Consider the following 12,508-nt stretch of genomic DNA (forward strand, 5'->3'; position numbering starts at 1 on the left):
GAAAATTGCAGGATCGCAGAATGCACCAAACGTCCGAAATTGCGCGCCCGCGATTACGTCATGTTTCAACCGAGGATCAAACCCCCCTGCCCCAGTCGCAGGCCCTGAAATCTGCAGGCTGCGCCGAGATCCATGAGGAGCAGGCCTCTGGCGGCAATCGTGCGCGGCCGGTGTTGGCGCGCGTGCTGGAACGCGTCGCCAAGGGCGACACGCTGGTGGTCGTGCGGATCGACCGGCTGGCGCGGTCGCTTTCGCATCTCCTCGAGGTGATCGAACGGCTTGAAGCCAAGGGTGCTTTCTTTCGTTCCATTCAAGACCCAATCGACACGGCATCGCCGCAGGGCAAGTTCACGTTGCAAGTGCTGGGGGCTGCGGCCGAGTTCGAACGCGCCCTGATCCGGGAACGCACCAAGGCCGGCCTTGCCAGCGCACGCACAAAGGGCCGCGTTGGCGGGAACCCTGGGCTGCGGGCCAAAGACCCTGCCGCTCTTCGCAAAGTGCGGCTGGCGCGACAGGACGGCTACATGGAGCGCCTGAACGAGACGGCACAAGACTGGGTGCCCCATGTGCGCCGGTTGCGCCCCGACTTGGCTTGGGAGGACGTGTTGCGCATCATCAACGGCCCCTTGCCCGAAGCGCGTAGCTGGACCCAAAGCCGCCTGCAACGCGCTGTGAAGGCCTATGTCCGCGACGGCTTCCTGCCTGTCGAGGTGCTGGCCCGCGCCGGGCGCCGCGAAACGGACGACCGCCTGCCCGCCATTGTCGCAGGCATCAAGGGCGCCAAACCCGACATGACCCTACAGGCCATCTGTGATCGGCTGGAGACTATGCGTGAGCGGACACCGCGCGGAAGGTCCAAGTGGCAGCCGTCATCGGTGAAAATGCTTCTGGAACGCGCTGAGAAACTTGGGTTGCTTGACTGAATTGAGTAGTGCCTGCGCTTGTGTCTGTGTGGTTGAACCACACCATATCTAGAAAGAGCTTGCACGAATCTGATAGCTCGGGCAATAGTCTCGATAAATAACGCGCGGTCACATAAAAAACGCGCCCACGAATCGAGGCAGAGATGAGCGAAGCTGAGCAGGACCTGGACATTGCCATCGGGCACTACGCAGAGCTTCTCGCGTCAAACCTTCATGCGCAACGTGCGGCCCACTTCCCTCCCGACGCCAAGAAAGTCATGCGCAGCCTGACTAGCGGCGAGGCGGCAGAGTTGCTTGGTGTCGATCATACCTACCTTCGCAAGCTTCATCGAGAAGGAAAGATCGCTGACGTCGAAACCACCGCGGGCAGCCACCGTCGGTATACACTCGATGATATCTGGGAGATCCGCCACGCCCTAGAGGCAAACGCGAAGAAGCCTGGGACCTACGTGCCGGGGCGTCGTGCCGGTGACGAGCTTCAGATTGTCTCCGTTGTGAACTTCAAAGGCGGCTCGGGGAAAACGACAACATCAGCTCACCTTGCGCAGCGCTTGGCTCTTAAGGGATATCGTGTCCTTGCGATCGATCTGGACCCCCAAGCATCCTTTTCCGCGCTGCATGGCATCCAGCCTGAGCTGGACCTGATGGAGGGTGGAACGCTGTATGACGCAGTTCGCTATGATGAACCGGTCCCGATCTCGGAAGTAATCCGTAAAACCTACATCCGAGGCCTCGACCTTATCCCCGGGAACCTAGAGCTCATGGAATTCGAACATGAGACGCCGGCTGCCATCCAGCGAGGCGGCGCCCGCGCGTTCTTTGCCCGTGTGCGTGATGCGCTCGATAGTGTTGAAGCAGACTATGACGTCGTCGTCATCGACTGTCCGCCGCAGCTTGGTTTCCTGACCATGTCTGCCTTGTCGGCGTCCTCCGGGGTGCTTGTCACCGTTCACCCACAGATGCTCGATCTCATGTCTATGTCGCAGTTTTTGCGCATGACTGCTGATCTGCTTGGCGTCATCCGGGACGCCGGCGCAAACCTTCGCTTTGACTGGCTGCGTTTCCTGCCAACCCGCTACAAGGTGGGCGACGCACCGCAAACTGAGGTCATTGCCTTCATCCGGGGTCTTTTCGGCAGGTCAGTCCTGACCAACCACATGGTCGAGTCGACTGCGATCTCTGATGCAGGGCTGACGAAGCAGACGCTCTATGAGGCCGACAAGAAGGACTTCACGCGTCAGACTTTTGATCGTGCAATCGAATCCATGAACGCCGTCAACGACGAGATCGCGGCGATCATCCAGAACACGTGGGGACGCAATGGCAAGAAAGCCTAAACTGGGACTGCCACTGCAGACACTGCGCAACGCGCCCGACGCTCTTGAGGGGCGCAGGCTGCGCGGCGGCGTCTTTGAAATTGAGCCTGACCAAATCGAGACCACAGGTCGCCTCGATGACCGGCTGCAGATCGAGACTGAAGGCCTCAAGGCGTCGATTTCCAAGAACGGACAGCGAGTACCAATCCTCGTCCGGCCGCTTGAGGGCGATCGCTACAGCCTGATCTATGGCCGTCGTCGGCTGGAAGCTTGCAGAGAACTTGGAATCAAGGTCCGCGCCATTGTCACAGAGATGGAGGGCGATCAGGCGCTTCGCGATCAGCTGTTAGAGAACCAGGAGCGGCGGGATCTAAGCTTCATCGAACGTGCGCTTGTTGCCGCCGCCTTGCTCGACGGTGACCATTTGAGCGCATCCGAACGCACCAACAAGGGTGTTGCCGAGGTTCTCAATCTGACCGAGGCAGGAGTGTCGCAGCTGTTAAGCGTGGTCCGCACCGTTGGGGAGGATCTGGTCCTCGCTATCGGTGCCGCTCCGGGCATCGGGCGGCCCAGGTGGGAAGAGCTCAAGAAGTTGCTAGGGGCTACGGATGCCGATCGCGAACTGCTTGCAGCTTTGGCCGGTGAGGCCAAGACATCTTACCACGGCGGTATTGACGAGAAATCCGATCATGCATTTTTGGCCGTCCTCTCTGCTGCAGGGAAGCCCGAACAGACCACATCTTCGTCTCGCCCTCGCGGGCGGCCCGGCACGGTGATTCCGGGGGTCGGTGCCGCCACTGTCACGACCGGACGTCGTGGAAAGCAACTCAAGCTCGAGTTGAAGGCTGAGGAGAGCGATTTTGTCAGCTGGCTTGAGGGCAACGCCCCGCAGCTGATCGCCGAGCTTCACGAGCGCTGGAAGCGTTCGGAAGACTGAGAAAGAGCAACAATCAAAAAGGAGGCACGAGACAGGCAGAAAAGAAAAGGCCCCGAGAAGCAAGCTTCACGAGACCTTTCTTAGGTTTCGCACGGGACCAGCCCGCTACAAAACTTCAGTTTTCGCACCTCTGAATGTAGCGATCTGGCCCCTTTCCCGCAAGCGCAAAGCGATTCGCGGGCCAGGGAAATTTTGCCTTCGTGAATGACATCATGGATTACACACCGATTTCGCCGTTTATGCGGCCGATCTCGCACGCCCATCTGCGCGTGGTCGAGCGTCCTGAGGCGTCTGTTCCAGGCAAGCCCGTCAACAAGTGGGAGCTCCTCCGCGAGCTGTCCAAGGCGCAGGCAGCCTTTGGGGTTTCCGAGCGCGATCTGACTGTTCTTCAGGGACTTCTCAGCTTCTTTCCGGACGATGCGCTTGGCGGGAACACCGAAATGGTCGTCTTCCCATCCAACAAGGCGATCTGCGAGCGGCTGAACGGCATGCCTTGCTCGACGATGCGCCGTCACCTCGCCCGGTTGGTAGACGCAGGCTTGCTCATGCGGCGCGATAGCCCCAACGGGAAGCGGTATGTGCGCAAGCGTGGCGAAGATCGCGTGGCCTTCGGCTTCGATCTCTCCCCGCTCTATTGCCGGGCAGAGGAGATTGCACGGGCCGCAGAGGCTGTGCGTGAGGCTGAGGACCGCGTGCGGCGACTGAGGGAGGTGGTGAGCCTCATGCGCCGCGACCTAGCCGCTCTGGCGGAGTTCGGCGAGGAGATCCAGCCCGGGCTTGGCCTATGGGACCATCTCAGCGACACGGCCGCCCTCACAGCCCGCGCTCTTCGCCGCAAGCTTTCGCTTGAGGATTTGTCGGCATTTCGGACCGAACTAGAGACCCTTCTTGACCAGGCGCGCAATGTCATTGACGGCCCTGAAACAGAAGAAATGAACACCAATGATGCCCAATTTGAGCATCACCATCATAATTCAAATAAAGAATCTATAGATCTTGAACCTGCCTTAGAAAAAGGCGGGGTGGCGGGCCGCGCGCCTGAAGATAACACGGGTGAGCCTGTGGCTGACGGTGAAGAGCCTGACACAAGGCGGGTGCCGAAAATCCCACTCCACCTCGTAATCGCCGGCTGCCCCTCGCTCAAGACTTTTTATCAGGGCGACGTTCGACATTGGCACCAGCTTTTTGACGCGGCGTGTCATGTACGGCCGGCCATGGGGATCAGTGTTTCGGCTTGGGAAGAAGCGCAGCGCTGCATGGGACCAGAGCAAGCCTCGATCGTCGTCGTGGCCATGCTGGAACGTTTTTCCGAAATCAGGTCACCGGGTGGATACTTGCGGGCGCTGACGTCCAAGGCCGCCGCGGGCGAATTCTCTTGCGGTCCGATGGTCATGGCTTTGATCGATCGGCGAAGTGCGGCTTAACAGCTGTTAAGTTTCGACGTCGTCGGTGCTCAGTTGGCCTGACTTAACAGCTGTTAAGTCGCCTCTTGGCAACCATCAGATCATCGAGAGGGAAAGGAGTGTTGGTTTGAGGGTGACGGGAAGTGAGATCGGGAGAGTGGCTTCCGGCGCCCGTCGTGGAGAAAATCTGATGACGAAAGCTGTCCAGAAAATCACCCTGTCCCCCTCGCGGGATGTCCCTTTTGACAAGCTGGTGCTGAGCCAGTCCAACGTGCGGCGCATCAAGGCTGGCGTGTCCGTCGAGGAACTGGCCGAAGACATCGCCCGCCGCGGTTTGTTGCAGAGCCTGAGCGTGCGGCCCGTGTTGGGTGATGATGGCACCGAGACCGGCAAGTTCGAGATCCCGGCTGGGGGTCGTCGCTTCCAAGCACTGTCCTTGCTGGTGAAGCACAAGCGTTTGGCGAAAACGACGCCCATTCCCTGCATCGTGCGGGATGGGGGGTCCGCGATCCTCGCCGAGGACGATTCCCTTGCAGAAAACATGCAGCGCGTTGCCCTGCATCCGCTCGACCAGTTCCGCGCGTTTGCGGCGCTGCGGGACAAGGGTCAGAGCGATGCAGAGATTGCTGCCGCCTTCTTCGTGACGCCGCAGATCGTGAAGCAGCGCCTCAAACTTGCCTCCGTCGCCCCTGCCCTGCTTGAGGTCTATGCCGAGGATGGCATGACGCTGGAGCAGCTCATGGCTTTCACCGTGAATCCAGATCATGCGCGTCAGGTTCAGGTCTGGGATGTGATCAATTCATCCTGGAACAAGGAGCCATTCCAGATCCGCAGGATGCTGACCGAAACCTCGGTCAGGGTTTCCGACCGGCGCGCGATCTTTGTGGGTGTTGATGCCTATGAAGCGGCGGGTGGCACGATGCTGCATGACCTCTTCCAGGGCGATGATGGCGGTTGGTTGGAGGACCCTGCCCTGCTCGATCGGCTGGTGACGGACAAACTTCAAGCCGAGGCTGAGACGGTTGCGGTTGAGGGCTGGAAGTGGATCGAGGTAGCACTTGACCTGCCCTACGGCTACAGCCACGGCCTGCGGTCTTTGTCCGGCGATCCGGCACCTATGACGGATGAGCAGTGTGCGACCCATGCCAAGCTGCTCGCCGAGTACCGGGCGCTCGAGGAGGAATACGCGGGTCAGGATGAAATCCCCGATGAAATCGACACGCGGCTTGGCGTGTTGGAAACGGAGATGGAAAAGATCGAGACCCGGCCGTTGATCTTCGATCCCTTGGAAATCGGACGGGCAGGGGCTTTCGTCACGCTCGACCGCTACGGCGCGCTGGCAGTCCATCGCGGGTATGTGCGACCAGAGGATGAGCCCGTTGAGGAGACCGCGGTCCAGGATGGTACTGATCCTGCGGTGGCGGGGCAGGGGGCTGATCGTGATCTCACCGATGGCCATGCCAGTGCCGCTCATGGCGGAACCGTCATCATGTCGGGTGGCCAGCCAATTGGTGGCGACCTGCCGGAGGATGAGGATGACGGGGCGTTGAAGCCACTGCCCGAGCGGTTGGTCATGGAGTTGACGGCCCACCGGACGCTGGCGCTGCGTGAAGCGATCGGGCGCTCGCCGGATGTCGCGCTGACGCTGCTGCTGCTGAAGCTTGTGACGGACAGCGTGGTGGCAAAGCTGGTCGACGAGCGTCACGCTGAATGGGAAGCCGATCTGCCGCTTGGCGACGATGCAGCGCTCTGGGACTATCTGACGGTCCTCGACCAGGGCAGTCGGCTGGCCTTGCTGGCGCATTGCCTCAGCTTCGGCGTCAACGCGCTGCATGAAAAGGTGAACCCCTACGGGGCAGGCATCTCTGCTGGCGGTCTGACCCGGCGTATGGCGCATTCCGATCTCGTGGCACAGGCAGTCGATCTCGATATGGTCGAGGCAGGCTGGGAGCCGACGGTCGACACCTATCTCAACCGCGTGCCCAAGACCCGGATCCTCGAGGCCGTACGTGAGGCCAAGGGGGAGGGGACTGCCCAACTCCTCGATCACCTGAAGAAAGGCGAGATGGCCAGTGAGGCCGAGCGCTTGCTGAAGGGCAGCGGCTGGTTGCCCGAGGTCCTGCGCCGTGTCGATCTCGTGGCGCTGGACGATGAGGACCATGCCGAAGGGCAGGGGCCGGATGTCGATGCCGAAATGGCCGACAGCGTCAGTGAGGCTGACCTTCCTGCATTCCTGACGGATGACTTGCCTGTTGAAAGCGCGTCGATGCTGGCCGCGGAATAGCGTGATCCAGCGGGGGGCGGAGATTCCGCCCCCCAATCACCCTATAACGCAACAATATCAATAGGATGAATGCGAATATTTGCATTCGGAATGAGGAATCATGTCTGCAATAACCATCATCGACACTGCACCCCTCGGGGCGCTCATTCGCTACACCGACGGCAGTCCCAAGCTACCGGCACGCTTTACCAAGAAGCTGGCGGCCTGGGAGCGCTCGAACGGTGTCGGCCGTCTTGTGAAAAAGGAACCACCCCGGTCCTATCCGACCTGGACGGCTCCCGCGTCGTTCACGCTGCATGAGGGCAATTTCGCTTCGGACGGGGTGATCCTCGTCACCATCATGCGCAGCCATTCCGCTGACAGCGCCGTCGTCTTCGAGGTGGCCGAGGACCCGAAGCCCGGGCAGGTGCGCGTGCTTCTCGACTTCGGCGGGAACACCGAGCTGCTGCATCTGGCGGAGTCCGTCACCGCAGCCGAGCTCTGGATCGCCAAAGAAGGATACCGAACGCGCGGCTTGAAATCGTCGGCGATGAAGAGGGCGAAAGGGCAGGGGGCGCGGACCTGGCCGCCTGAGCCCAACTGAAACCGAGGGCCCGCCTCAGCGCGGGCCTCTCACCGACCACACCCTCGTCCCGCTATGACGCGGGGCGCCAAAGGAGCCATCCCCAAGGAAGGACGTCTTCAACCAAGATCTTGGCCGGGAGGCTGGAGGCAAAAGCATCAGCGGGACAACCGGCTCCAGTCGTCAGGGCACCATCCCCCGCTCGCCATTCCCTTCCTTGGCCCAAATTCTGTCTTCGAGATCAACCCGCGAGGGGTCGGACTACATGTCGCATGCCATCCGAAAGCGGCTCGAACCCACGGATTTTCTGAAATTTGTCGGATGGCTGTACCAAGCAACCCTGACCCAGCTGCCAAGCAATTCCAACCCAGACCCGACCTTAGCTGCATGGCACATGTAAAGCCGCTGTGCGGGACTTGGGCTAAGCGGACGTTCGATGTGGTGGCGACCAATGTTTGTTTTTTGGTGGAAGCGGACACAAAGTGCGGGCAGGCGGTCAAACGGACATCCTCCTCAACTTGATCATGCTTGTCTTATGACTTTGCCTGTCTCCATGCGAAGGTGGAGCCTCTGCCAGCCACGCCATTTATGGCGGGCAGAGGCGGTGTGTGGATCGGGATATGCTTGGTCGTAGTGGACCGTGCTAGAGTGCGATCGCACACCGTCTTCTCATGAGGCCTGAAGGGATACCCGGGATTGCCGTCCCGGATGACAAGCATAGGACATGACGAAGATGACAGACGATAGCATTGGCATAGACATTTCCAAAGACAAACTGGATTGCCACCGATTGAGCGACAGGACTTTCGAGCAGTTTCCAAACACAAAGGCAGGTTTCCAGAAGCTGCGCCGGTGGGTCGGACCAGACCTGCCCGCCCGCGTGGTTTATGAACCAACAGGCCCGTATCACGGCGCGTTCGAAACCGCGCTGGCCGACCACTTGCCGCTGGTGAAGGTGAACCCGAAACACGCCCGCCGCTTTGCGGAAAGCAAGGGGCAATTGGCCAAAACGGACCGAGCTGACGCGCGTATTCTGGCGCAGATGGGTGCGGCACATGCGTTGGAGCCAGATGCGCCAGTCGCCAAGGACCGCCCTATTCTCAGAGAGTTACAAGCTGCCCGTACCGCGCTGGTCAAAGACAAGGTGCGCCTTCAGAACCAGCTGGATCGGCAGCAGCAAAGGCTGACGCAGAAGCTGACCCGACGCCGACTGCGCCAGGTCATTTCTGATATCGCTGAACTCGATCAGGCAATTCGGACACAACTGGAAACCTGCCCAACTCGCAAACGCGCGCTGCGTGTGATCCAAAGCATTAAGGGCATCGGCGCGGTCGCGGCCACGACGATCCTGATTGAGATGCCCGAAATCGGGAGCCTGCGAAAGAAGGCCGTCGCTTCACTGGCCGGTATCGCCCCGATCACAAGACAGTCAGGCAAGTGGCGGGGGAAGTCCTTCATCCAGGGCGGTCGAAAACCCTTGCGCGATGCGCTCTACCTGCCCGCCATCGTCGCGACCCGGTATAACCCAGATCTCAAAGCACAATACGAACGCATGAAGGCCGTAGGAAAACCCTCCAAGGTTGCCATCACAGCAATCATGCGCAAGCTTCTCATCCTTGCAAACACACTCGTTAAAGAGGACCGAGAATGGGTCGAAATCAGAGCTTGATCAAAAGGGATACTCAAGCATTGAATCCTGACACTCAGAACCAAAGATATTCATCCGTTGACCTATCGAGGTCCGGTGAGCGGAACGAAGCCGTCGTTTCTAATGAGCGTCATGCTTGCGAGCTGAGCTCGCGCCGCGCTACCGTGAGAATTGACCGGGACAGTTCGTGTAGCTGATCGGCGGCCAGCCGGTTGATCTGCCAGAACAAGCGCCGCTCCAGCATCTGACCGGGGGCCAGCTCGACCAGATCTCCGCGCTCGAGATCGCGTCTGGCGAGCTGCACCGGATTGAGCGCCCACCCCATGCCGGCGAGGCTGCCTTCGAGGAAGCTCTGCGTGGAGGGGAGCCAGTGCGTGGGAAAGGACAGGTCCTGCCCGAAAACCTCGCGCGCCCAGACGGTCTGGAGCCGGTCCTTCTGGTTGAAGGTCAGAGCGGGCGCGTTTTGGAACGCCTCCTCCGTGAGACCGTCGGGGAAGTATCGGGCAACGAAGTCGGGGCTTGCCGTCGCCTGGTAGCGGAGCGCACCGAGCGGCGTGACACGACATCCCTGCACAGGGCGTTCCAGCGAGGTAACGGCGGCAAGCACGCGACCGCGGCGTAGCCAGTCGGCGGTATGGTCCTCGTCGTCGATCGCCACATTCACGAGATAGTCGGTGGCCTTGGTGAAGGAGGCGATGGCCTCGAGAAACCAGGTTCCGAGGCTGTCGGCGTTTGTGGCCACGTTGAGGGTTACCTGTCCGGCACCTTCAGCCCCGGAAAGTTCGGGCAGATGTTCCATGAGATCCTTCTCGAGCATCCCCACGCGGTCCATGTGCCGGCAAAGCGCAAGGCCCTTGTCCGTGGCGGTGCAGGGTGTTCCTCGCTCGATGAGCACCGCGCCGAGGCGTTCTTCAAGGTGCTTGATGCGCTGCGAGACAGCCGACGGGGTCACGTTGAGAGAAGCGGCGGCCCTTTCGAAGCTACCGGTCCTGACGACCGTGGCGACGGCGCGGAGAGCTGCATAGTCCACCGCCATTTAGTTTTCCTTTATTGGCATCAGCGTCTTCAATTTGTCTAAGCCACTGCGACCGAATAGTCCAAGGGCAGTTTTTTGGATCAGAGGCCCACATATGGATATCGCAGTCTTCTTCACCGGCATGATGATGAGTCTCAGCCTCATCGTGGCCATCGGCGCGCAGAACGCCTTCGTGCTGCGACAGGGGCTGCGTGGTGAGCACATTCTGGCTGTCTGTCTCACATGCGCGGTCTCGGACGCGATTCTGATCACCGTCGGCGTGACCAGCTTTCGGAGCGTCTCGGAGTGGTTGCCCTGGCTCGAGCCGGTGATGCGCTACGGCGGCGCGGCCTTTCTGATCTGGTATGGCGTGAAGAGTCTTCTGTCGGCGTTGCGCTCGAACGAGGCGTTGGCCGCGGATTCCTCGCTGCCGATGACCGACCTCTTCCGCACGCTGATCGCCTGCCTCGCCATTACCTGGCTGAACCCGCATGTGTATCTTGACACGGTCGTTCTTCTGGGGACGATCTCCACGCAGTTCACCGACAGCCAAGGGTCTTTTGCGATCGGCGCGATCCTGGGATCGTTCGTGTTCTTCTTCGCTCTCGGCTACGGTGCCACCAAGCTGAGACCGGTGTTCGAGCGGCCAGCGTCCTGGCGCGTCCTGGAGACGCTCATCGCGCTGGTAATGTGGCTCATCGCCTTCAAGCTGCTGGTCGGAACCTGAGAGGACACACGATGGAGAACCTCAACCACCTGATCGTCGTCTTCACCGCCTACGTGATCGCGGCCGGAAGCCCCGGCCCGAGCACCCTTCGGATCATGGGTGTTGCGATGAACCACGGTCGCCGGGCCGGTCTGGCGCTGGCGGCGGGCGTCATCTCCGGATCGCTCTTTTGGGGGCTGTCCGCGGCCACCGGCGTTTCCGCGTTGCTCGCGCGCTATGCCGAGGCCCTGACCGTCCTGAAGATCTTCGGCGGCCTATACCTGCTCTACCTTGCGGTGCGGGCGGCCCGAAGCGCGTTGACGTCAGACTGGACAACCTCAAACGGACCGGCGCGAGAAGAGACTCCTCCGTCCTCGATCGCGCTCTACCGCCATGGATTGATCATGCATTTGGCGAACCCGAAGGCGGTGCTGGCCTGGATCGCCCTGGTCACGCTCGGCCTCGGTGCTGAGCCATCCTGGCGTGACGTGGCCACAATTCTGGCAGGTTGTGCGGTCCTGAGCGTGATGATCTTCGCCGGCTACGCGCTCGTGTTTTCGACGGCACCGATGATCCGCCTCTACCGGAAGGCCCGGCGCGGGATCGAGGGCGTTCTGGCCGCCTTCTTCGGGTTCGCCGGTCTCCGCCTGCTTACGTCACGCTTTTGAAGGAGATATTCGCATGACCTTGTTCACCGGCCTGTCGGCCTTCCCGCTCACTCCCACTGATGACGAGGGGCAGCTGAAACCCGAGCTTCTGCAACGGTTCCTCGAGCGGATCGTGGCTGCGGGAGCGGATTCCATCGGACTGCTCGGCAGCACCGGCGGATACGCCTACCTGACACCGGAAGAGCGCAAGCGCACGCTGCGGGCTGCCGTGGACTGCGTGGCAGGACGGACGCCGCTCATCGTCGGTGTCGGCGCTCTAACAACCGATGTTGCCGAGAACCTTGCGCGAGACGCCCGACAAGCCGGCGCAGACGGCCTGCTTCTCGCGCCCATGTCATATTAGCCGTTGACCGATGATGAGGTCTTTCGCCATTTCGAGGCCGTCGCCGCGGCCGGCGAGCTGCCCCTGTGCATCTACAACAACCCGGGCACCACGAAGTTCACCTTCAGCCCGGACCTGATTGCACGCCTCGCCGAGCTTCCGAACGTGGCCGCGGTCAAGATGCCTCTGCCGGCGGACAGCGATTACGCGGGCGAGATGCGGCGTCTGCGGGCCATGACGCCGGATGGCTTCGCCGTGGGCTATAGCGGCGATTGGGGGGCGAAGGACGCGCTGCTCGCCGGAGGTGACTGCTGGTATAGCGTCGTGGCTGGCCTCTTGCCGGAACCCGCTCTCGCACTCACCCGCGCGGCTCAGGCGGGGAATACGGGCGAGGTCGAGCGCATCGATCACGCTTTCGCTCCCCTTTGGGCGCTGTTCCGTGAGTTCGGCAGCTTCCGCGTGATGTTTACTATCGCGGAGATCCTCGGTCTCGGGCCCATCACCCCGCCCCGTCCGATCCTGCCGCTCGAGCCAGCATCCCGCGAAAGGGTCGAGGTGGCGCTGCGTCCGCTGCTCCAGGACGCCGTCTGATCAGGGGACTGTGCTTACGCAGCGTATCGCCGGAAATAACCTGGAAGGGCTCGGAACTGCCGACCGCCGCGCCCGCCCTGCGGGCCGGACCGCGGGACAAAGCTGCGAAATGCTCCGTATACAGTCATTGGCT

Annotated in this window: 9 protein-coding genes and 2 pseudogenes; 10 read left to right on the plus strand and 1 reads right to left on the minus strand. The window is 61.2% G+C overall.

All coding sequences use genetic code 11. From position 1 onward, the window contains the following. Window positions 1–20 precede the first annotated feature (20 nt). The 7 genes and pseudogenes from AADJ11_RS16705 to AADJ11_RS16735 all read left to right on the plus strand — a co-directional run bounded on the left by AADJ11_RS16705 (window position 21) and on the right by AADJ11_RS16735 (window position 9,094). On the plus strand, window positions 21–923 hold the full coding sequence (locus tag AADJ11_RS16705) for a recombinase family protein (protein WP_341235587.1): 903 nt from the start codon (window positions 21–23) through the stop codon (window positions 921–923). A 143-nt stretch (window positions 924–1,066) separates the two neighbouring features. Then, window positions 1,067–2,260, plus strand: a complete 1,194-nt coding sequence (repA, locus tag AADJ11_RS16710) for a plasmid partitioning protein RepA (protein WP_121169129.1) — start codon at window positions 1,067–1,069, stop codon at window positions 2,258–2,260. Continuing rightward, window positions 2,244–3,176 (plus strand): plasmid partitioning protein RepB, encoded by a 933-nt coding sequence (repB, locus tag AADJ11_RS16715; protein WP_121169128.1) that lies wholly within the window; start codon window positions 2,244–2,246, stop codon window positions 3,174–3,176. The genes repA and repB overlap by 17 nt, the downstream gene beginning before the upstream one ends. Window positions 3,177–3,388: 212 nt before the next feature. Continuing rightward, window positions 3,389–4,600: a plasmid replication protein RepC gene (gene repC, locus AADJ11_RS16720; protein WP_341235620.1), complete on the plus strand. Its 1,212-nt coding sequence runs from the start codon at window positions 3,389–3,391 to the stop codon at window positions 4,598–4,600. Between the two features lie 169 nt (window positions 4,601–4,769). Then, window positions 4,770–6,863: a ParB/RepB/Spo0J family partition protein gene (locus AADJ11_RS16725; RefSeq protein WP_341235588.1), complete on the plus strand. Its 2,094-nt coding sequence runs from the start codon at window positions 4,770–4,772 to the stop codon at window positions 6,861–6,863. Between the two features lie 100 nt (window positions 6,864–6,963). Further along, window positions 6,964–7,436: pseudogene (locus tag AADJ11_RS16730) on the plus strand (hypothetical protein). Window positions 7,437–8,149: 713 nt separating this feature from the next. Further along, window positions 8,150–9,094, plus strand: coding sequence for an IS110 family transposase (locus tag AADJ11_RS16735; protein WP_341235589.1), 945 nt, complete (start codon window positions 8,150–8,152; stop codon window positions 9,092–9,094). A 109-nt stretch (window positions 9,095–9,203) separates the two neighbouring features. Here AADJ11_RS16735 and AADJ11_RS16740 read toward each other — a convergent pair whose 3' ends face one another. Beyond that, a complete protein-coding gene (locus AADJ11_RS16740; RefSeq protein WP_341235590.1) occupies window positions 9,204–10,109 on the minus strand; it encodes a LysR family transcriptional regulator ArgP in 906 nt (301 codons plus the stop codon). Window positions 10,110–10,203: 94 nt separating this feature from the next. On the opposite strand from AADJ11_RS16740, the gene AADJ11_RS16745 reads away from it, so the two are divergent. From AADJ11_RS16745 to AADJ11_RS16755, 3 genes and pseudogenes are all read left to right on the plus strand, one after another. Next, window positions 10,204–10,815 (plus strand): LysE/ArgO family amino acid transporter, encoded by a 612-nt coding sequence (locus AADJ11_RS16745; RefSeq protein WP_341235591.1) that lies wholly within the window; start codon window positions 10,204–10,206, stop codon window positions 10,813–10,815. An 11-nt stretch (window positions 10,816–10,826) separates the two neighbouring features. Continuing rightward, complete coding sequence (locus tag AADJ11_RS16750) at window positions 10,827–11,462, plus strand: LysE family translocator (RefSeq protein ID WP_341235592.1); 636 nt, start codon at window positions 10,827–10,829, stop codon at window positions 11,460–11,462. A 13-nt stretch (window positions 11,463–11,475) separates the two neighbouring features. Then, window positions 11,476–12,375: pseudogene (locus AADJ11_RS16755) on the plus strand (dihydrodipicolinate synthase family protein). Window positions 12,376–12,508: the final 133 nt, after the last annotated feature.

It is taken from the genome of uncultured Sulfitobacter sp. (assembly GCF_964021855.1).
GTDB lineage: Bacteria > Pseudomonadota > Alphaproteobacteria > Rhodobacterales > Rhodobacteraceae > Sulfitobacter.